The 23649-nt window shown below is 42.9% G+C and carries 13 protein-coding genes; 9 read left to right on the top strand and 4 right to left on the bottom strand.

The features are described from left to right. Positions 1–60 precede the first annotated feature (60 nt). From HMPREF9447_RS21830 to HMPREF9447_RS21805, 6 genes are all read left to right on the top strand, one after another. Positions 61–2961, top strand: coding sequence for a glycoside hydrolase family 2 protein (locus HMPREF9447_RS21830; RefSeq protein WP_009131960.1), 2901 nt, complete (start codon positions 61–63; stop codon positions 2959–2961). 156 nt (positions 2962–3117) lie between these two features. Next, positions 3118–4410, top strand: a complete 1293-nt coding sequence (locus tag HMPREF9447_RS21825; protein WP_009131959.1) for a glycoside hydrolase family 71/99-like protein — start codon at positions 3118–3120, stop codon at positions 4408–4410. 3 nt (positions 4411–4413) lie between these two features. Then, a complete protein-coding gene (locus tag HMPREF9447_RS21820; RefSeq protein ID WP_009131958.1) occupies positions 4414–5811 on the top strand; it encodes a sialate O-acetylesterase in 1398 nt (465 codons plus the stop codon). A gap of 12 nt (positions 5812–5823) precedes the next feature. After that, entirely contained in the window at positions 5824–9480 is a 3657-nt protein-coding gene (locus tag HMPREF9447_RS21815) for a heparinase II/III domain-containing protein (protein ID WP_009131957.1), read from the top strand. 32 nt (positions 9481–9512) lie between these two features. Beyond that, positions 9513–11774, top strand: coding sequence for a GH92 family glycosyl hydrolase (locus HMPREF9447_RS21810; RefSeq protein ID WP_009131956.1), 2262 nt, complete (start codon positions 9513–9515; stop codon positions 11772–11774). A gap of 7 nt (positions 11775–11781) precedes the next feature. Beyond that, complete coding sequence (locus HMPREF9447_RS21805; protein ID WP_009131955.1) at positions 11782–14142, top strand: glycoside hydrolase family 3 N-terminal domain-containing protein; 2361 nt, start codon at positions 11782–11784, stop codon at positions 14140–14142. A 24-nt stretch (positions 14143–14166) separates the two neighbouring features. On the opposite strand, the gene HMPREF9447_RS21800 is transcribed toward HMPREF9447_RS21805, so the two are convergent. The 4 genes from HMPREF9447_RS21800 to HMPREF9447_RS21785 all read right to left on the bottom strand — a co-directional run bounded on the left by HMPREF9447_RS21800 (position 14167) and on the right by HMPREF9447_RS21785 (position 18276). Further along, the gene (locus HMPREF9447_RS21800; protein ID WP_009131954.1) at positions 14167–15102 is read right to left on the bottom strand and encodes a DMT family transporter; all 936 of its coding nucleotides are present in this window, start codon (positions 15100–15102) and stop codon (positions 14167–14169) included. A 66-nt stretch (positions 15103–15168) separates the two neighbouring features. After that, complete coding sequence (locus HMPREF9447_RS21795) at positions 15169–15783, bottom strand: DUF1062 domain-containing protein (protein WP_009131953.1); 615 nt, start codon at positions 15781–15783, stop codon at positions 15169–15171. Positions 15784–15895: 112 nt separating this feature from the next. After that, positions 15896–16735: an RteC domain-containing protein gene (locus tag HMPREF9447_RS21790; protein WP_009131952.1), complete on the bottom strand. Its 840-nt coding sequence runs from the start codon at positions 16733–16735 to the stop codon at positions 15896–15898. 551 nt (positions 16736–17286) lie between these two features. Further along, on the bottom strand, positions 17287–18276 hold the full coding sequence (locus HMPREF9447_RS21785) for a hypothetical protein (protein ID WP_009131951.1): 990 nt from the start codon (positions 18274–18276) through the stop codon (positions 17287–17289). A gap of 223 nt (positions 18277–18499) precedes the next feature. Here HMPREF9447_RS21785 and HMPREF9447_RS21780 point away from each other — a divergent pair, with 223 nt between their 5' ends. The 3 genes from HMPREF9447_RS21780 to HMPREF9447_RS21770 all read left to right on the top strand — a co-directional run bounded on the left by HMPREF9447_RS21780 (position 18500) and on the right by HMPREF9447_RS21770 (position 23639). Next, positions 18500–19069: an RNA polymerase sigma factor gene (locus HMPREF9447_RS21780; protein ID WP_009131950.1), complete on the top strand. Its 570-nt coding sequence runs from the start codon at positions 18500–18502 to the stop codon at positions 19067–19069. Positions 19070–19144: 75 nt separating this feature from the next. Next, the gene (locus HMPREF9447_RS21775) at positions 19145–20137 is read left to right on the top strand and encodes a FecR family protein (protein ID WP_009131949.1); all 993 of its coding nucleotides are present in this window, start codon (positions 19145–19147) and stop codon (positions 20135–20137) included. A 151-nt stretch (positions 20138–20288) separates the two neighbouring features. Beyond that, positions 20289–23639, top strand: coding sequence for a SusC/RagA family TonB-linked outer membrane protein (locus tag HMPREF9447_RS21770; RefSeq protein WP_044138583.1), 3351 nt, complete (start codon positions 20289–20291; stop codon positions 23637–23639). Positions 23640–23649: the final 10 nt, after the last annotated feature.

Here is a 23649-nt window from a genome sequence, read left to right as displayed (position 1 = left end):
TCAGTATTTTAAATACTTGAGGCTTATTTTGGCATCATTAATTTTTAAAACATAACAGTTATGAATAATAGTATTTTCTCTAAATACTGTTTGTTGGAAATTGTTCTCTCTTTTTGGGGGATAACTGGTCTTAAATCTCAGACAGTAGTGTTTCCACGTGATTTTTCACCGGCTGAGGGACTGGTCACTGCACAAGAGAAACCTTTTCGTGATGAAGTCTGCCTGAATGGGCTCTGGGAACTGCAATGTATTCCTGTTCCTTCTTCCTGGAAAAGCGGCTCGGGAATTGCCCCGGAACTGTCAGCACCACAACCGGGTAAATGGGAAAAGGTAAAGATAAAAATACCTTCTGCCATCAACGTGAATGATTGGGGGAGAGGCAGCAATGTGGGTGCTGGCACACAAAACCCGTATGCTCCGGGCTCTGTTTATTTCCCAAGTTATCCGGAACATTGGAAACATACCCGCATGGGATGGTTGCGGAAGAGCTTCCGTATCCCGGAAGAATGGGCACAGAAACGTGTTTTACTTCATTTTGAAGCCGTTGCCGGAGATTGCATTGTTTTAGTTAATGGTCGGGAAGTGGGTCATAATTTAGACTCTCATCTTCCTTTCGACATGGATATTTCCGACTATATTAACCGTGATGCAGAGAATGAATTGTTGGTGGGTGTTCGCCACACCAAATTGTTTGATAAGTCGCATCCTGTATACAAGAAGATGGGGGCCACTTATCCTACGGGGTCCAATACAGATGATCTGATTGGTATCTGGCAAGATGTGTACCTGCTTGGAGTGCCGGAGGTGAGGATCACAGATGTGTTTGTGCAGCCTTGGGTCGACAAGAATGAGTTGGTGCTGGAAGTAGCAATGACTAACCTTACTTCAAAGAACAAAAAGATTACTTTAGGTGGAGTAGTGAAGGAATGGATCAACCATGCCGGTAAAGATGTATTGACTGCTCCTGAAATCAGTTGGAGCCTGGGGGAAACCGCCCTTACGATACCTTCCGAATCAATAACCCTTCGGGCAGGAGAGAGTCAAACGGTTACAATTCGCCACCAGGTGAATGATGCATTGAAATATTGGACTCCTGATACTCCCGATTTATATACCTTACTACTGAATGTAAATGATAAGAGGCAAACATATGACTGCAAGGCCACCCGTTTTGGCTGGCGGCAGTTTAAGATAGTCGGTGATGAATTTCAACTGAACGGTAAGAAGATACAATGCTTCGGAGATATTCAGCATCCGTTTAGCGCTTACATCTGTTCCCGGCGTTTTGCATATGCGTGGTATCAGATGATAAAAGATTTTGGTGGAAATGCAGTCCGCCCGCATGCACAACCTTGGCCGCGAGTGTACTATGACCTGGCTGATGAAATGGGGTTGATGGTGCTGGATGAAACAGCTTTGTTCGGCAGCTCTATCCGGTTGAACTTTGAAGAAGATTTAACCTGGCAGCGTTCGCACGAACATCTGGAGAGATTGATTCTCCGTGATCGTAATCATCCTTCTGTGATAGGATGGAGTGCAGGAAATGAAACTTTTGCCATTGCTTTATTAAATAAACCGGAGAAAGAAGTGGCTGCTGTCTGGGATGAAAAACTGGTAGATTTGACTTTGAGTGCCAGGAAGTTTGATCCTACTCGTGACTTTATTACATTGGATGGCGACCGTGACATGGATGGACGCCTGCCGGTATGGAGTAAGCACTTTGCGCATGGGCTCAAGTTGGAAGACTTACCACGCAACTTGGATAAACCTCTTGTTGTGGGGGAGTCGGGGGCTACTTATTACGGGCGTCCTATTCAATTATATCCTTTTGTAGGTGAAAAAGCTTTTCTGTCTTATGAAGGCCGTAGTGAAGCATTGGCAATAGATGTTTATCAGAATGCCAGACAAATGGCGCTCCCTTATCTGTCATATTATTCTCCATCGGAAGTTTGCTGGTTCGGATTGGAACATATGAATTTAGGTTATCATGATTTCAATCGCTTACCGAACCTTACCGATGGCATTTTTGCAGGGAAACCTTATGAAGAAGGAAAACCGGGCTATCAGTATGAACGTATACCACCTTACGTCACTACTTTCAATCCGGGTTTAGACCCTCAACTCCCTTTATACAAGGCGTTGCCTATGTTCAATGCTTTGAAAGTGGCATTGAAAGGAGAAGCATGGACTCCTTATAATGAAGTGAAGCATCCGCTGAAACCTGAACTACCTCAACCAGTGTATAGAGCGGCTTATCTGGTGGGGACACCCCAACCTGAATTAGCCGACTTCATAACAAAAGCAGGAATCACCTTGACTGATAAGTCGCAAAAGGCTAATCTATGGATTATTGATGCTGAAACAGTAACTGTGGAAGACCTGCAAAAAGTTCAGGCTATTTTGAAGAAGTGGCAGAAGAAAGGGGGAATGTTACTTGCCCTTAGCTCCGGCAATAGGCTGACTGAGGCTTTTTGTGACTGGCTGCCTGAAGAAGTGACACTGACCGACCGTCGGGCTTCTGCTTTAGAAGTAGATAAGAATACATCCTGGGGAAGCCATTTTGAACTCCCAGACTTGTATTTCAGTGAGATGGATGGTGACCGCTATATCCTGAAACATGGTTTAACAGGAAATCTGATAGAAAAAGGAGAAGCTATATTCAGTGCTTCACGTACTGACTGGAACTTGTTCAATAATGTGGCCGAGCATTGGAAATGTGCACAGGTTGTTTTATACAAAACCTTGAATAAACCGGAAGGAGTAGCTCTGGTTACTTATCCTTTGGGAAATGTGAATCTGGTTCTTTCAGTTATCGACTATCATTTATGGACAAAAGAAACAAGTACCTTCTGGAAAAACTTGTTTAGGGTAATGGCTATTGATGTGGATAGAACCGATCTTCAACATCAAAGTGTGAAGAGAAAAGAGCATGATTTGCTGATGGATGGTCCTACAGATTGATAAAAAGGCGATTAATGTTTCATTTTAATTGAAAATTAATTGCCAGATAAGCGCAATATAGCTGAATGCTTAATCTGTGGATTTTACTTTTGCAGCAAAGATTATTAAGTGGAATAGGTAGCAAGTTTTTAATAACAGATATAAAGATAATACATTATGAGGAATAAGTTATTCGTTACATTGGGTATACTTGGTATAAGTCTGTTGGCTTATGCCGGTCCCAAACACTCTCAGGAAACTTCTTATCCAAGTTACAAAGGATTGATTATGGCAGGATACCAAGGTTGGTTTCGCGGCCCGCAGGATGGAACCAATCAAGGCTATGGTCATTATGGGACCGGAAAGCAATTTGACGAGAAACATTGCACTATTGATGCATGGCCTGATGTCAGTGAATATGAAAAGACCTATGAGACGTCTTTCAAGCATGCCGATGGAAGAAAGGCACGTGTATTCAGTTCAGCGGACAAGTCTACTGTCGACCTGCACTTCAAGTGGATGAAGGAGTATGGAGTGGATGGAGTATTCGTGCAACGTTTTTTTAGCTATACCCGCGGAGACCAGCAAAGCTCGGTACCTAACCGTATTTTAGCGAATGCCTTGGAAGCTGCTTCAAAGTATGACCGTGCAATAGCTGTCATGTATGATTTGTCCGGGTTGAAAAAGTCAGGTGAAGATTGCTCTCTGATTATAGAAGACTGGAAAAGACTGGTAGACAATCAGAAGGTAACTAATCAGGCTGGAAAAAAGACTTATCTGCATCATAATGGAAAGCCTGTGGTGGCTATATGGGGAGTCGGTTTTCCCGACCGCCCTTATAATATCAGGAATATCGGTTTAGACCGTTTGATTGACTTCTTGCAGAATGATCCTGTTTATGGTGGTTGCACGGTGATGTTGGGTGTTCCTACTTTCTGGCGTAATCTGGAGGCTGATTGTATCAATGATCCCTATCTGCATACAGTGATTAAGAAAGCGGATATAGTTCTGCCATGGACTGTTCAGCGTTTTTCTCCTTTGTTGCATAACGACATGGACCGCTTCCGTGACTTGGTGATTGAAGATATCCGTTGGTGTAAGGAGAATGGCGTAGATTATGTTCCTGCCGTAACTCCCGGATTCAGTTGGCACAATCTTAGCAAACTGGAATTCCCGGATGACGTGAAGCCTGTTGGCAGTATTCCGCGTCAGGGAGGACGTTTCTATTGGCAGCAACTTTCTACTGCAATGTTGGCAGGTGCCGAGATGATTTATGTGGCCATGTTTGATGAAGTGGATGAGGGAACCGCCATCTTTAAATGTACGGGAGACCATCCGGTTAGTGATGTGGCTAAGTTTATTGATATGGACGGACAGCCTTCCGACCATTATCTGTGGTTGACAGGTGAGGCTGCCCGCATGCTCAGGAAAGAGATTCCACTGACGTTTAAGATGCCCGTAAGAGAATAACTTATGAAACGATCCTGCTTTATAATAGTCCTGTTTGTATCTTTCTTGCTTTGGGCGGGCGGGGTACAGGCACGAATAACATTACCGTCCTTTTTTTCGGATGGGATGGTGTTGCAGCAACAAAGTTCAGTTGCCATTTGGGGAAACAGTGACAGAAAACTGCAGAAAGTTACTGTAAAGACTTCGTGGAATAACAAAAAATATACAGTAACGACTGATGAATCGGGTAGCTGGAAAGTAAAAGTAGAAACACCGGTGTATGGTGGTCCCTACCATATTGAGATGAATGATGGCGAGACAGTACGAATTAATGATGTATTGATTGGTGAGGTCTGGCTCTGTTCAGGTCAGTCTAATATGGATATGCGTGTAGGCGGGCGTTATAGTGATCCGGTGATTGGGTCGTTGGATGCGATTGTTACTTCCGGAAATCCTGATATACGTATGTTTACAGTAGGAAGTAAAATGACGTCCGAACCGCTGACTGATTGTGAAGGTGAGTGGCAGGAAGCCTCATCGGAGACAGTTCCCGGGTTTTCGGCTGCGGGATACTTTTTCGCACGTAAACTGAATCAGGTGTTGGGCATTCCCGTGGGCATTATTCATGCCAGTTATGGAGGCTCACGGGTGGAGGCCTGGATGAGTAAAGAAGGTGTAGCGCCTTACAAAGACTTGCCGGATGTGCATAATGCTTCTATTCTCTATAATGGAATGTTGAGTCCTGTGATCGGATATGGCATTCGGGGATGTTTATGGTATCAGGGGGAAGCAAATGTGGATGCACCTGATTTATATACGCAGTTGTTTCCCTCATTGGTGAGCGACTGGCGTCAACAATGGGGAATAGGGGAATTTCCCTTCTACTATGCCCAGATTGCTCCGTTCAATTATAATAAAGGAGAGGGGAAAGGCAAGAATTCGGCTTACCTGCGTGAAGCGCAAGTGAAATGCCTTCATCTTATTCCTTCTTCGGGTATGATTGTGCTGACTGATGTTGGCGATGACCGCACTATACACCCTATGGAGAAAGAAACGGTGGGCAATCGGTTTGCTTATCTGGTCTTGGGACGTACTTATGATAAGAAGGGCTTTCCGGTAACAGGACCGTTGTATAAATCTATGCAGACGGAGGGTAACAAGATTATCCTGTCGTTTGATGAAATGGGTAAAGGATTGACTACTTATCGGCAGCCATTGAATGGCTTTGAAGTAGCCGGTGAGGATAGAGTATTCCATCCGGCCAATGCACGTTTTGGTAAAGATGCACAAACGGTTGTTGTGTCAAGCCCGGAGGTGGAACATCCTGTCGCGGTGCGTTATGCTTTTAAGGATTATGTAAAAGGTTGCCTTTATAATATGTCCGGCCTTCCGGCATCTTCATTCAGAACAGATAACTGGTAATAAGAGAATATCATGAAAAACAAAAACGATTTATTTAAAATAGCTTGTGCCGTGCTGCTCCTTTTGGTAGGAGTAGCCGGGAAAAGCTGGGCACAAGAGACAAAGAAGAGTTATTGGAATCTGCGTACCCAACTGACGCCCTTACGCTTGCCACCTCCGCCACCCGGTTATAAACCGGAGTATCTGGACCTGAATGGAGACGGGAAACCGGATGCTATTAAGTCTGTCACCCACAACGATATACCCATCTTGTGGCTGGATGATGATGGCAATATGAAAGAAGGGGATCTGGAAGGTGATATGGTGAATGATTGCCTGTTGATTGACCGCAACAAGGATGGCATTTATGGAGGTCAGGGCGACTTGATTATCGACTGGGTGAATACGGATGGAGACGGGAAAGCGGATATGCAGATTGTTGTAGAGTATCCGAAAGAACGTACGGGAGAGGTATGGCCCAACGGGCATTATATGATTATGCTCGATCTGGATCATGACAATGTCTTCAATTATATCAATTGGAATAATTTTACCCTTCAGTGCTGGGATCGCAGTGGCTTGTCCGATTTCTATGAGGATTACAGCGGCCGTACGGCTTTCATGAAGATACATACTTCCACGTATGATATGAAGGATTTGCGTTTGAACTGGGAGAACCCTTTCCTGTTCTATGATCCGGATGGAGACCATCTGACGGAAATGGCTATCCGTATGGTGGACTCGCCCAAGATTCATGATCCGAATGCACCTTCCAATAGTTATGTAAACCGCCAGTTGGAAGGACGGGTGGACTGGGTTTCATTGGCAGTCGATCTGGATAATGATAACACTACCGGAAATGAATTCGACTTTGATTTCACGATTGGTTTCCAGGGAGAAGGATTCGATTATATGGATCAGGTTCATCCTGTTAAAAATCTGCGTGGCTTGCCGGAGGCAGACCGGTTCTTTATGGACCCCCGCTATCGCCAGTTGACGGAACTGATTTATCCGGACCATGACAGTGCACAGGAACTCATCTTCCAGCGTGGCAAATGGAATCGTATAAACTTTGTATATGATGAAGATGACGATTGCAGCCGTTGGGAACGTGTAGAGTTCTATGATCCTAAAGATCCGTTTAAAGTAGGATGGAATAAGGGTGGTATCGACAACAACAAACAGAGTGATGCCGCCGGTGACCGGGGTGAGTGGGATATGGACAATTCCGGAAATGCCCAGCTCTATATCAGCCGTTTCGACGGACGTCTGCATCTTTATGGAGCGGAAACCGGTGTTTGGCGTATTGACCAGAATGCCGAATATTTTCAGGGATGGGATCGTATGTGGATGGACTTCCGCGACCCGAAGCACTTTGCTACTGTGCTTTATAGTGACCGTGACAACAATGGTTTCTTCGACCGTATAGAGTATGATCTGGATGGTGACATGCAGATGGAGACTGTGATAGATTTCAAGGAACTGGGTATTGACGACACCTGTGAGGTGATTGATATTTCAAAATTTACCTATAATGATTATGTAGCGTTAGGCAAACGGATGTCGGAGGGTATCTGGAAAAAGGCGAATCAGGCGGTGCAAGTGGCGCGTCAGTATGGAATAGAGCCCCTTTGGTATGCTAAATGGATGCAAGCCTCCACTACTCGCGAAAAGTATAACCGTGGCTACTGGTTGCAATTCTATTTATACAAGGATTTGGAGAACCTGTTTATCCGGCAGGGAGATGAGGCGAAACTTCGTTTGTTGAATCAGGCTTATTATTCCGGTGACTGGTCAGTCCTGGCAAAGAAAAATGCAGAAGGTTTCTACTTCTTCTCAGAGGAAGATGTGGCGGCTATCCGTGCATCGGCCAAAACCCGTTGGGGAAAGAAGATTATAGCCGACCTGGAACAGAAGATAAAGGAAAGACGAAAACATCCTATGGAAGTGCCGAAAGAAGAAAGCGGACATTTCCACGATTACTTCTGTCCGGTACATAACTTACTGTTTACTTTCCGTTGGGATAGGCCCCTGGCACATTATTGTTCGGCTTGTGACAAAGAGTGGATAGGAAACAACCGTTATGACTGGGCATGGATTCATGAAGTGCACACACGGAACAAGGAGTATCTTTATCAGTGCATGTACCTTTATTTGGCGACGGACAAACAAGTGTATGCCGATTATATCCGCACTATGTTGCTGGATTATGCCAGCAAATATGATGGTTGGTTTGAGCACAATTCCGCCAGAGAAGCTACGGATAAACACAGTGGAAAGGCTTTTGCACAGAGCTTGGATGAGTCGAGTTGGGCAACAAAAGTGGCTATGACCTATACCGTGATAAAGCCTACTTTGTCCGCAGCAGACATCAAGGCGATAGAGAATGGTTATCTGAAACCGGCGGCAAAGCTGTTGCTCCATCGTCCGGCAGGTGCCAATTGGCAAATGTGGCACAATAGCGGTTTGGTTGCTTTGGGTGTTGCGTTGGAGAACGATTCCATAATCGATGTGGCAATCAATAAAAATATATATGGCTACCATTTCCTGATGAAGAAGCATAAGAACAGTGACGGCTGGATTAATGAAGGTTCTCCGCACTATCATTATTATCCGTTGGAAGCCCTGTTGTTCACGGCTAATGCGGTGAAGTGCCGCGGAATCAAGCTTTTCGACAGGGACTTGCACGACATGTTTGTTGAACCGGTGAAGGGTACTTATCCCGATTTGTCTTTTCCGGCACATAGCGACGGATGGTATGGCGCTAATCTGCTTTCTCAGTCGGCATTGTATGAGATTGCTGACGCCCGTTATAATGACCCGCTGCTGAAACGGGTGTTGGAACTGACCTATGCACAGAAGAAGCGCCTTGATCCGGAGGCTCTGTTGAACAATCAGACTATAAATGCATCAGATGAAAAAATGATTCAGCAAAGTTACTCATTTGACGCATCAGGATTCTGTCTGTTGCGCAGTGATGCACGCACAGTGGTTCTGAAATTCGGTGGCGAAGGCATCGGGCATGGACATCCTGACAAGCTTTCCATCACGATTCATGATGGCAAGAATGAGCTGGTTTCCGACTTTGGAACTTCCGGTTATGGAGTTCCTGATTACTTGAAATGGTATAAACGCAGTCTGTCGCATAATACGGTGACGGTGGATGCAAAAGATCAGAAGAGAAGTGTGGGCAAACTGTTGAAATTCACACCCCGCCCTGATGGCGGATATGCCGAAGCTGAAACGGTTACTGCTTATCCGGGAGTTGATATGAAGCGTAGTCTGGATTTGAAAGGAACTCAGTTGCAAGATGTATATACTTGTACTTCCGATTCTTCTCATCTGTATGAGTATGTGATTCTTTTCAATGAAAAACCTGTTTTAGAGGGGCAGCCGGTGGCAACAACACTCACGGGCAGTGAAGTGCATGAACGGATTCATAATACTTATTCTTATCCTTATCAACCGGGATTCACTTGTCGGACCCCGTCGGCTACTGTCCGCTTGAATGTCTCTGAAGGAGAAGTGATGGAAGTGGTGCTGGGGGAAGCCTCGGGAATACCCGCAAACCCGACCGTAAAAGACGGACCGGGAGCGGGAGATGTAGCGGTAAAGCCTTGCTATCCGTTGATTATCCGTACAAAAGGTAAAACGATGAAGGTAGAGGCTGACTGGAATCTTATACACTAATAGAATCGTATAAAATATAAACTTATAATTTTATGAAGAACAAACTCTGCATGCTGTTACTGGCTACGGGGATCGGATTGTTTTCTTGTGCAGAAAAGGAACTTCCGAAAGAATATACCGATAGCGTAAATGTATTTATAGGAACAGGAGGACATGGACATACTTTTCCCGGTGCTACTTTACCTCATGGAATGGTACAGTTAAGTCCGGATACCCGTCTCTTTGGCTGGGATGCCTGTTCAGGCTATTATTATGACGACACTTCCATCATGGGGTTCAGTCATACCCATCTTAGCGGAACCGGTATCGGGGATTATGGCGATATACTTTTTATGCCGGTAGTAGGAGAGAAACCTCTGATTGCCGGAACAGCAGAAAATCCGGACGAAGGTTATCGTTCCCGTTTCTCGCATGAACAAGAAAGTGCCCGTCCGGGATATTATCAGGTTTTGTTGCAGGATGATTCTATCAATGTGGAACTGACAGCTACTTTGCGTGCCGGACTGCATCGGTATACCTATCCCAAGGCAAGTGATGCCCGCCTGATTCTTGATATGGAACCCACCATTCACGGACATCAGCACCCTGTTACTCAAATCCGTGTTGTGAACGACTCTACTATAGCCGGAATGAAGTATACGAAAGGCTGGGCTAAACATCATTATGTGTATTTCTATGCCGTATTTTCAAAGCCCTTTGACTATAAGTTGTATTCAGGAATCGAATACCAGCCGGATAGTACCTCCGTCACCGTCAATACGGCAAAAGCTGTGATGACTTTCAGGGATCTTGCTGCGGATGGACGTGTGTTGGCTAAAGTCGGCATTTCGAGTGTGGATGAAGAAGGTGCGAAGCGGAACATGGAAGCAGAAATTCCGGATTGGAATTTTGAGAAGGTTGCGCAGCAGGCGAATACTGCCTGGAATGAAGCCTTAGGTAAGATTGATATTGAAACTCCGGACAATGACAACCGTACTGTTTTCTATACTTCCTTGTATCATGCATTCATACAGCCGAGTCTGGCATCGGATGTAGACGGTCGTTATCGTACCATGGGGCATGAGATAAAGCAAGATACTTCTTATACCAATTATACGGTGTTTTCTTTGTGGGATACCTTCCGTGCAGCTCATCCGCTTTACACCATTGTGACGCCGGAACAGAACCAGGCATTTATCCGTTCGTTGCTTCGCAAATATGATGAGTCAGGTATTCTGCCTAAGTGGGAGTTGGCTTCCAATGAAACCGGAACGATGATCGGTTATCATGCTGTTTCTGTTATTGCAGACGCCATGATGAAGAAACAATGTGATTTTGATGTGAAGAAAGCATTGGAAGCCTGTATACGTTCTTCGGTATATGACACTACCGGCATTACACCTATGATGGATCGTCAGATACTTTATGGAAGATTGATGTCGCCTGCCATTAAATATAAAAATGAGTTAGGCTATATTCCTTGTGATAAAGTGGGCGGTTCCGTTTCGCAGGGTTTGGAGTTTGCCTATAATGACTGGCTGATTGCACAGATGATGAAGGAATATAACCGTAAAGACATGTATGATAAATACATGAAGTTGTCAAAGAATTATCAGTATTATTTTGATCCGGAAACGAAGCTGATGCGTGGCAAATTGAGTGATGGAAACTGGATTACTCCTTTTGACCCTTCGTCCGTGCAACGCCCCAGTAACTATGTGGAAGGTAATGCTTGGCAATGGGCATGGTTTGTGCCACAGGACGTGGATGGATTAATGGAATTGGTGGGTGGCAAAGAAGAGTTTGAAGCACACCTGGATACGTTGTTTACCACAAGTTCCGAACTGACCGGTGATCCGAATGCGGCTGCCGATGTGACGGGGATGATCGGGCAATATGCACATGGTAACGAACCGAGCCATCATATTCCTTATCTTTATAATTATGCCGGTGCACCTCGCAAGACACAGGCTTTGGTAGATCATATTCTTCGTACGCTTTATCATAACGATCCTAACGGACTCTCCGGAAATGAAGACGTGGGACAAATGTCGGCTTGGTATGCACTCAGTTCTATGGGGTTCTATTCATTCTGCCCGGGCCGTCCGGTCTATGAAATTGGCCGTCCTTTGTTTGATAAGGTAACCATTCATTTGAGTAACGGAAAAGATTTTGTGATCCGTACTAAGAATAATAGCGTAGAAAATAAGTATATTCGCTCCATGAAACTGAACGGTGAAGAATTGAGAGAACCAAGATTTTCTCATTTTGACCTGATGGAAGGTGGTGAACTTGTATTAGAAATGGAAAAATAGAAATGCTATGAAAAGAAGAATCGCTTTGTGTATTGCTGTATCGCTTTGTGCCGGCATGTATGCGGGGAATCCCCCCGGTATATATAAGAAAGGCTGGATTGATTTTAATAAAAACGGGGTGATGGATGTCTATGAAGACCCATCGGCACCTTTGGAAGCAAGAGTCAAAGACTTGTTGTCGCAGATGACAATGGAGGAAAAGACTTGCCAGATGGCTACGTTGTATGGCTCAGGTCGTGTACTGAAAGACTCCCTGCCCACAGAACAATGGAAAAATGAAATCTGGAAAGACGGTATAGCGAACATAGACGAGCAGGCCAATGGCTTGGGGAAATTCGGTTCTTCTTTGTCCTATCCTTATGTGAATAGTGTAGAGAACCGACAGGCCATCCAACGCTGGTTTGTAGAACAAACCCGCCTTGGGATACCTGTTGACTTTACCAATGAAGGTATTCGTGGGCTTTGCCATGACCGGGCTACCATGTTTCCGGCACAGTGCGGACAGGGTGCTACCTGGAATAAGGAACTGATCAGTGAAATAGCCAAGGTTACGGCCGAAGAGGCGAAAGCGCTGGGCTATACCAACATCTATTCCCCTATTCTGGATATTGCACAAGATCCCCGTTGGGGACGCGTAGTGGAGTGTTACGGCGAAGACCCTTTTCTGGTGGGAGAACTTGGAAAGCGGATGATCAAAGGGCTTCAGGCAGAAGGACTTGTTTCCACTCCCAAGCATTTTGCCGTATATAGTATTCCTGTTGGAGGACGTGATGCTGGTACCCGTACCGATCCGCACGTAGCTCCTCGTGAGATGAGGACTCTTTATATAGAACCCTTCCGCAAGGCTTTTTGTGAAGCCGGGGCATTGGGAGTTATGAGTTCTTATAATGATTATGACGGCGAACCGATTACGGGCAGTTATCATTTCCTGACAGAGATACTTCGCCATGAGTGGGGATTTAAAGGGTATGTGGTTTCGGATAGTGAAGCGGTGGAGTTTCTCTATTCCAAGCATAACGTAGCTGCCAATGCTGTGGATGGAGCTGCCCAGGTGATAAACGCCGGGCTGAATGTACGTACTAATTTTACTCTGCCCGAGAATTTCATTCGTCCGCTTCGCCAGGCTATCAGCGAGGGCAAAGTATCGGAACAAACTATTGATAGTCGTGTAGCGGATGTGTTGCGGGTAAAATTCATGATGGGTCTGTTTGATAATCCTTATAAGGGTGATGCAAAGAAACCGGAAAAGGTGGTACATAGCAAGGAACATCAGGCGGTATCCATGAGGGCTGCGTTAGAGTCCATTGTCTTATTGAAGAATGAGAATAATATCCTGCCACTCTCCAAGAGTACTAAAAAGGTGGCGGTGATTGGTCCGAATGCTGCTGAAGTTGACAACCTGATTTGCCGTTATGGCCCTGCCAATGCTCCGATAAAAACAGTATATCAGGGTATTAAGGATTATTTGCCCGATGCGGACGTTCGCTATGCAAAGGGAGCCGACATTATTGATAAGTACTTTCCGGAAAGCGAACTCTATGATGTACCTTTAGATAAGGATGAACAGGCTATGATAGATGAGGCGGTTGCCTTGGCTAAAGAATCGGATGTAGCTATCATGGTGCTGGGAGGAAACGAGAAAACAGTGCGTGAAGAGTATTCCCGTACCAATCTGGACCTGTGCGGACGTCAGGAGAAACTGTTGCAGGCTGTGTATGCCACCGGAAAGCCTGTTGTCCTGCTGTTGGTGGATGGACGTGCCGCCACTATCAATTGGGCTGAACATTATATTCCGGGCATCGTACATGCCTGGTTTCCCGGAGAATTTATGGGTGATGCAGTAGCGAAAGTTCTTTTCGGTGATTATAATCCGGGAGGCAAACTGGCAGTGACTTTCCCCCGTTCGGTGGGACAGATACCTTTCGCTTTTCCTTTTAAACCGGGCTCTGACTCTAAAGGTTTCGTTCGCGTGACGGGGACTCTTTATCCTTTCGGATATGGTCTGAGTTATACCACTTTTGCCTATAGTGATTTGAAGATAGAAAATCCGGTGATAGGCGTACAAGGTTCTGTGAAACTGAGTTGTAAAGTGAAGAATACCGGTAAGGTGGCCGGTGATGAAGTCGTTCAGCTTTATCTGCATGATGAGATGAGTTCTGTGACTACTTATGTGAAGGTTTTACGTGGTTTCGAACGTGTTCATCTGGAACCGGGAGAAGAAAAAACTGTTAATTTCGTGCTTACTCCCCAAGAGTTAGGCTTGTGGAATAAGGATAATCATTTTGTAGTAGAGCCGGGGACATTTGCCGTAATGGTGGGAAGTTCCTCACAGGATATCCGGTTACAGGACAAGTTTGAAGTAAAATAGTTCATAAACATATTATGAGGGGACTTAGTGTCCCCTCTTTTTTATTGGTAATCTTGGGAAGAGTTTTCTGAACCGCACTAACTGAGTAGTGATATTACTTCCAGCTATAATGAACGTCACAGCCAGGATAATCAGCAATATTCCGAAACTTAATCGGACAGTCAGAGCTTCCCCGAAGATTGTCACTCCGAAGAAAACAGCCGTAACAGGCTCCAAAGCCCCAAGAATAGCTGTCGGGGTAGAACCTATATACTGAATGGCCTGTGTGGTACAGAGAAATGATATAGCCGTCGGGAAGACTGCCAATGCTATCAGATTCCCCCACAAATACCACTTATCAACAATATGCAGGCTTTGTCCGAAATCTACACGCACCAAAAAGAGGGATAATCCGAAAAGCAATACGTAGAAAGTCACTTTCAGAGTTGCCACATCTTTCAGCATCGGGCGGTTCACGCCTACAATATAAATGGCGTAGGAGAGGGCCGAAGCCATAACCAGACTGACACCAACCAAACTAAGAGTACTACCGTCACCACCTTTGTAGAGCAGCCCGATGCCGCTTAACGCCAGGAAGATACATAAAACCGTCTGTAGCGTTATCTTCTCCTTAAAGACAAATGCCATAATCAGCGCTACCAGAATAGGATAGACAAACAGTATAGTGGACGCAATGCCGGCTTCCATATAATTATAACTCTGAAACAAAGTCAGGGAAGAAATGGCAACCAACCAGCCCAGTATAATGAGCGGCAACACTTCTTTCTGTTTCAGTTTGAAGCTTCTCCCCCGGGCTTTGAGCATAATACCCAATATTGGGATGGCAAACAAATATCTGAAAAAGAGGACTGAATCCGGGTCCATACCTTCCTTGTAAAGGGGGAGGGTAAAGAGGGGATTCATTCCGTAAGTGGCAGCGGCAACGGCTCCCAATATATAGCCTTTTACTTTTGCATTCATAAGCGTTGATATTGATCTTTTCTTTTGGGCTGCAAAGGTAGGTCTTCTTTTATGAAAGTGCTGTTATTATCTTGCAATTTCTTTTAATGACTTCGTAAATTGCTCTCTGTCTATCAGAATAACATCTCTGTTTCTCACTTTTTGCTTTTGCAGTGGTTGGTTGGCTGAGGTACTGATGGCATTCTGCTCAAAGAGACGCTTCACTTGGTTAGCCGAAAGTGATAAACACCTTCTGACTAATGAAGATAACTTAAGATTAAAGTCAAAATCGCATTTGATCCGGATGCTGATAACCTCATCAGATAGATTTTGTATATCTTCCGGTGAAATGCTGCTTATTACTTCATATTCAACACTGCCGTAATCTAACTTCATATTGTTTTTCCTTTCAAGTTCGGCAGAAAAGGCGTACTGCCAGGCTGCCTCCTTGTCGTTTACCGAGAAGCTGTGGAATAATGATTTGTCTATTAAGTCTGGTTTGCTTCGTGATACTAATGTGAGGTTACAAGTATTATCACACTTCACACACCTGTAAATCAGCCACACATCAATGTTCTTTTTCTGGGCATTCATTCTGAACTTATCACTGCAATAAAAGCGGTCACTGTCACAATGACTGCACTTCTTAATTAATAAAGGGCAGTTCTTCACCTTTATTTCCCATGTAAATGTAGTTTCCATAAAGCTAATATTCCTTCTTTCTTTGCGGGTTAAATGTTTTTTCTGCAAAGTTGGATATTAGCGATTGGCGGAATTCACAAGATGTCACAAGACGGCATCAGATTTTCCTGGTTTACCTGTCCAGTTCATCCATCATTCGGGTTATTTTCTCTTTCAGTTTATCAAGAAACTGGGTACGGTTCTTTTTCCTGTTTCTGATTTCAAGGAATATCCGGTAGAAATCACCTATTTCGATATTAAACAGGGTTTCGCAGCAGAATGCTATATCTTTCAGATTGGTAGCGCCGTTATTAAAACATTTACCGGCATAGAGGGCATAGATGAACTCTACCAAGGCCACTTTACTGTCCGTCCATTGCAGCAGGTTGCTTTCGATGATTGAAGTGAATCTGAGGTGCAGTTCGTCAGATAATGAATCTATTTCATCCGATAGATACTGCGTCAGGCGACGATTGGCTAAAATCTCTGCGACACTCGAATCGTGTAACGTAGAAAAAGTAGTGTCCCTGTCCAATGAAAAGTGGCAGGTATCAGAAAGAATATCATAATGCTCTCTTATGAAGTACAGTTCATCTGAATCGGTTTTACCGGACTGATAATAGGGGTAAAAGCTATTGTCTGATAAGGCTTTCTTCAGACTTTCATATTCCGCTTTCAGATATTTACATTGAATCGATGGTGATTTTCCTGTTCGGTTCTTCTCAATCTGATAGAGGCGGACATAAAATATCAATAGTCCGGATATTTGTGGCTTCCAGACTTTAAAGAAAAGAATCTCTTCCTGGGAATTTGCAAATGGATGGTCTGCGACAGTTTTTTTTAGCAGAGTGAGTGAGGCTTGTATAAAGTCCACTATCTGCTTGATCTTATCGAGGGCATCAATGGGCAGCTGCTCAATTCTTGAGATTTCCAGTTCTATATTTTGCTTAATCTTCTTTACGAAATTTTCCATCCGTATTCAGCGCATTCATAACTTTCGGTCGGTCTTGGTGAAACCAAACCCGGAGTTTGAATAGCGAATTACAATTGTCTTGAAAAGACAATGTAGTTAATACTAAAAATGATAAAATGAAAAACCTGTCTGAATAGAAATACTCAAACGAAAGAAATTAGCCTGTGGTTTGTGAGGCTAATATTAAGCGATAACAAATTTAAGAATTGTGCCCAAAATCGTTGCTTTTAGAATTCGGATGCAAATATAGTGTTTTTCTTTATAATAGGTATCGTGTTGGGGAGAAAGTTCCTGAGCGGACTTAGTTAACGGATATAGTGTATTTCACTATAGGACTGAGCATTTATCAGTCCCGGACTGAAAGGTCAAAACATCTCCATCTTATCGCTGAAAACACCCGGATGTTTTACCCCAAAACATCCGGGTGTTATAGGGTAAAACATCCCCATGTTTTGGGTGAAAACATCCGGGTGTTTTGGGTATTCAGTCCCGGAGTGTTGGATGCTCAGTTACGGAGTGTTATGTGCTCACTCATAAAGTGCTGTGACCTATCAGAATATATATTGTACCCCAAATTGGTATCCTATATATAATTGTTGTAATCTTGTAGAACCCTCCTTCTTCCATAATGAATGATTAGGGAATATTTTATGGTTATTGATATCCTTTGTCTCCATATAGTTGATACCTACTCCCGCAAATAACTCAATGTGTTTTCCGATTCTGAAGGCCGGAATCAGCGAATAGCCTCCATTCAATACAGGCTCGTCCGAATCATTGCCAATAGCCGAGAATTTAAGCTCATTATTGATTCTGAACCAGGGAGTAACAGGAATGTGTGCACCAAATCCGCCTTCAGTTACCAATGAGTTATTGATGGTTTTATGATTATAGCCCACACCTATTATACCATAAGTATATTTACCACCCGAGCGGAATGATGCCACCGTGCTTCCTATGGCATCATAAGTAACAGCAACTCCCATCTCACCATTCTTAATGATGTTGATCAGTCCGATAGGGCAATCACTATTCTCAGCTATATTCACCAACCCTGAGAACTGAACCCCTCTTACGTTCTTTGCAATATTGACCAATCCTGCAAATTGAACACCCGTCACATCTTTTGCAATATTAGTCAGCCCTGAGAACTGGAAGCCTTTCATCTCCGATGCAGTATTTGCCAATCCTCCCAGTTGGAAACCGCTAAAGCTGTTCTTATTTATATTGACTAACCCTGCAACTTGCAATCCTTGTCCGTCATTTCCTACATAATTTGACAGTCCTGCCCATTGAAGCCCTTTTGCATTATTGAGAATAATGTTCGAGAGTCCTCCCCAGGTGAGTAATTCCTCATTTTGGGAAACACCTATCAATAAATTGAGGGAAACTTGATTAGTATACTGAGACGCATACATTCCGTTGGTGCTCAGAGGTGGCACAAAGCTCAACTGAAAGGCCGACTTCTTGTTCTCGTCTGTTTGGGCGGATAATGTACTATAAGCCAATGCACATAGTATTAATACTAGAATTTTCTTCATCTTTTTGTTTTTCTTCGTTATTAATCTTTTTATTTCACTCTTTTAATTCCGGCAACGAAGGTAAGCAGAATTAGTTTATCATCGGGAGTTTGTAGACCAACCTTCCTGTTTCTTATGACGAAATAGGGTGAATAAGAGACAAACCTAATTGCCATAATTAAGTCGGCTTATTGTGATTTCTCTGAGAAAATAGCTATGTTTGTGTCGTAAATCTAAAGAATATATGGACACTGACGTGAGAAACACATTATTGCTTCAGCTAAAGGAAGGATCTTATCATGCTTTTACTAAATTGTATGAAGGGTACTTCGATCTTTTATATGGATTCGTATTTTCTTTAACCCGCTCGCATGATACTACGGCAGAAATAGTGCAGGATACTTTTATTAAAGTGTGGATAAACAGGCACAATATCGATTTGGATAAATCATTTAAATCTTGGCTATACCGTATTGCCCATAACTTAATTTTAGATGAAATAAAAAAGAAGTTCCATACTCCTCTGTTTGAGGATTATTTGATTCATATCTCCGATGAGAAACTTGCAGTTACTGAAGAGGAAGAACTAGACTTTGATACCTTTAAAAAGACGCTTTGCAGAGTAAAGACTGAGTTGCCACCCAGGCAAGCAGAAGTTTTCGAACTCTGTAAAGAGCAGGGATTGACTGCCGCTGATGTGGCGCAGCAACTCAATATTTCAGAACAAGCCGTTTACAATCATCTATCACAAGCCATGAAAACCATTCGGGAAAAAATGTCTCGTTTTTCCTTCCTGCTTTCCATATTCTTTTAATTATATGTTTTAGAACATGTAAATTGACGATTAGGTTTTTGTTTTCTGATCGTATCTCCTATAAACTTACGAGCCATGAATCAGAATAATATCATAGAACCACTGTTAAGGAAATATCTGAATAACCGGTTAACTCCCGACGAAGCTGTAGCTTTGAAGGAATTAATGTGCCGGATTGATAGCAAGGAGATAGATGAAATTCTGTCTCAGTTGTGGGAGGCGTATGAATCTCCGGGTGAAGCCCCTAAAGGTGTACGTGAACAAATTTTCCGGAATCTCAGAAAAACGTTCCTGCCAAAACCGCGTTACAATATCAATCGGACGATTTGGCGAAGTGTAGCAGCCGTATTTATATGCCTGATGACCGGGCTTTCAGCTTATCTGTATATAGACCGGGGAGAAATGCAGAAAACATTGGATTCTGAGTATCTTGTTCAGGTAGGGAAGGGTGAGAAGGCTATGGTCACATTGCCCGATGGTACGAAAGTATATCTGAATGCACAATCAGCGTTATCTTATCCGGCTTCTTTCGGACAGCAAGAAAGAAAGGTACAATTCTCCGGAGAAGCTTATTTTGACGTAGCACGTGATGAGAAGAAGCCATTTATAGTAGATAATCCTGCAATTTCGGTAAAAGTACTGGGAACCGTATTCAACTTCTACGCCACCACTCATGACGACTGGTTTGAAACGACACTGGTAGAGGGTAAAGTGGAAGTAACCTTGAAGATGCCCACTCCCAGAAAAGAAATCCTCAAACCCAATCAGAAGATACGCTACAATAAACTCACAGGTGCCTGGAACATAAGCACTACTGATGTGTGGGAAGATACAGCCTGGAAAAGAGGTGATATGATGTTCCGCTCCAAAACATTTGAAGAAGTCATCAAGCAACTGGAAATATATTATGGGGTGACTATAAATACGGAGGGCAATTATCCGAAGGATTTATTCACCGGCACCTTTCATGAAGACGATGTAAATGCAGTTTTGCTTAACCTGCAGCAACATTATGATTTTGAATACAATAAAATAGGAAATGTGATTAATCTTAAATTGAATTATTAACCCTCTAAAGAAAGTACTATGAATACATCCTGAAATATAGAAAAGCCGAAGAATGGGCAATATTCTTCGGCCTAGAAGGTCATTCACCTTACAGACAGTCGAGAAACAGTCTTTATAAATGAATTAACCAATTTAAACTATGTATAATAACATGAAATCAATTAATATCTTGTGTAAAGATAATACATTGTGCCGTATATTCCTATTATCGGCAATCTTTTTTTTATTTCTTCCGAGTACACTTTCGGCCCAGAAGTCAAATGTAACCTTATCAGTTAAAGACGTAACACTTAAAGAATTGCTGAAAGAAATCGAGAAAAAGTCAGACATCCGTTTTTCCTATATTGATGAGGTTATAGAACCCTATAAGCATATAACTTTAGAAGTAACCAATGAGCCTGTTAAAACGTTATTGGATAATTTGTTGCCTACCCGTAATCTGGAATATGTGCAAACGGGGAATACAATCGCCATAAAAACAAAAGCCAGTGCAAACACCCGGCAAAAGAAAGTAAAAGGAGTAGTTACAGATATGAGTAGTGAGCCGGTTATTGGAGCAAGTGTCCTGATAAAAGGAAGCACAAACGGTGTCATCACAGATTTGAATGGAGAATTTGAAATCGAGACTCCTGATGATGCCACTCTCCAGATTTCCTATATTGGATTTATTTCCCAGGATATATCAGTTAAAGGGAAAAATTCATTTTCCATCCGTTTGCAGGATGATTTGCAAACACTGGAAGAAGTGGTGGTTGTGGGGTATGGTTCAGTTAAGAAGTCGAATCTAACCGGAGCCTTATCTTCTGTGAAGATGAATGACATTCCCCAAGTAGCGACTACTTCTGTCTCCAATTTACTTGTCGGACGTGTCCCTGGCCTATCTATCCGGCAAACGTCAGCAGCGCCGGGTGGTGGTTATGATATGGTAATTCGTGGGTCGGCATCTATAGAAGCGGGAAACACACCTTTATATGTCATTGATGGATTCCCGGGCGGAGATATTAATACAATAAATCCTGGAGATATTGAGTCTGTAGAAGTTTTGAAAGATGCGAGTGCTACTGCAATTTATGGTGCCCGCGCAGCTAATGGCGTAATACTTATCAATACCAAAAAAGGTAAAACCGGTACTATGAATGTTAACTTTAAAGCCAATGTCTCAGCCCAGACTGTGTCCAATCCATATGATATGGTATCAGCACGTGATTACATGACTATGGCTAATGCTTTTTTTCGGGAAGAATGGCTTTATGACAATAAAATAGCTCCTTATGGGAATGTTGATCCTTCTTCTGTAACCTCAAGTCCTAAAGTCGGATTTACAGATGGGCAAATAGCAAATGCTGCAAACGTCACTGACTGGTTTGATGAAATTACCCGTACCGGACTAATTAATGAGGAAAGCGTTTCTATCAACGGAGGTGCTGAAAATATACGCTATCTTTTCTCTTTGAGTCATTTCGGTCAAAAAGGTATTGTTATAAATAGTGGTATGGAGAAATATATGGGACGTTTGAATTTTGAACTTGACCTTGCGAAATGGCTGACTACGGGTGTATCTATATCCGGTAGTCAAACCACTCAGGATAATACAGTCCAGCCTACTTCGGTAAATGCTGATGGCGGAATAATTAAACATGCAATGATGTATCCGCAATATCTCTCTATCTATGATGAAGAGGGTAATTATACAATTAATCCTGATCATTCTGGTATTCCTAATCCTGTATCTTGGAGAGAAGTTGAGAATAAGAATAATACATTCCGGACTCTGATTAATAACTTTTGGAATGTAAACCTTGCTAAAAATCTGGATTTCCGCATGAGTTGGGGAATGAACTCTTCGTTTGCTAAGTCTACTTCCTATTATCCGAGAACCACTCTGACAGGTATGATTGCAAATGGTAAAGCTGGTATTACAGAATTACGTAAAAATGATTACTTGCTTGATGCTACTCTGACATATTCAAAAACAATATTCAATAACCATCAATTTAAAGTGATGGGAGGATATGCTTATCAAAAGTTCACGACTGAAAAGTTATATGGTGGAAACTCAGGCTTTATAACAGATATATTTGGTGTGAACAATCTACAAGCCGGAGGGGATTTGACCAAATCTGTTGAAAGTGATAAGACTATTACAAAGTACTTGTCTTATTTTGGTCGTGTAAACTATGATATAGCAGATAAATATTTGTTCACTTTTACGATACGTGCCGATGGTAGTGATAAATTTGGTTCGGATAATAAATTCGGATATTTTCCATCAGGAGCTTTTGCATGGAGAATCAGTGAAGAAAATTTTATGAAGAAACAGAAACTGATATCTAATCTGAAATTTCGCTTAAGTCTGGGGCAAACGGGAAATGCGGAAATTGGAGGTAATGCATATGCTTTTTATGCCACCGGTGCTAATTATGTGTTGGGGAATACCTTGATGTCAGGTGTTTCTGAAAGTCAATTACCTAATCCCCGTCTCAAATGGGAAACAACAACTGAGTTTAATATTGGATTGGACTGGGGGCTGTTTAATAATCGACTGACAGGAACTTTTGAATATTATCAGAAAACAATCTCCGATTTGCTAAGTTGGCGTACCGTGGGAAGTTATTATCCGGTAAGTAGTGTGGCTGATAACTTGGGTAAGACGGAAAGTAAGGGATTTGAAGTCCAGTTGAATAGTGTCAATATCCGTAACAAAGACTTGACATGGACAACCGATTTAAATCTTTTCAAGTATAAAGATAGCTGGAAAGAGAGAAATCCATTTACTATTTTATCTATATATCAGACTGAAAAGGACCCGCTTCATATCACATATGGTTATCTGAGTGATGGGTTAATCAAAGAAGGGGAAGTTGTTCCTCACATGAAGGACGCACCTCCGGGAAGCATAAAGGTCAAAGACATAAATGGTTGGTTGAAGGATGAAAGTGGAAACTTCATACTTGATAAAGATGGGAAAAAACAGCTTTCCGGCGAGGCTGACGGGGTGATTGACGATGCGGATAAAACAATAATCCGAAGTAGTGTTCCCGACCTCAGTTTCGGATTGGGCAATACGTTCAGATATAAGAATTTTGATTTAAGTTTGTTTTTCTATGGAGAGATAGGTAGACAGTTGAATAACGAGACGCGCAGGGATTTTCTTAGTGCAGATAGATTCCGTTTCAGTGATAATGTGACAACGGACTCATTTGGCAGGTGGTCCTCAGCAAACCCTAATGGGAAATATCCGTCGGGCTTGTATAATAAGTATGAGACAAGTACAGACTTTTGGATTGAAAAGGCTGATTTCATCCGTCTTAAAAATATAACGTTGGGCTATACTTTGCCGGCTAAGATGTTCAGAGGTGTTTTTAAACATGCCCGTTTATATTTTGATGCGCAGAATCTGTTTGTAATCACTAATTACTCAGGCTCGGACCCTGAAACAGATGGCTATACTGCCTATCCTAATCAGAGAACATATTCTTTTGGTGTTGAACTCTCCTTTTAAACTATGTAAA

This window comes from Bacteroides oleiciplenus YIT 12058, assembly GCF_000315485.1.
In the GTDB taxonomy this organism is placed as follows: domain Bacteria; phylum Bacteroidota; class Bacteroidia; order Bacteroidales; family Bacteroidaceae; genus Bacteroides; species Bacteroides oleiciplenus.
This window is presented reverse-complemented; position numbering and strand designations above follow the sequence as displayed.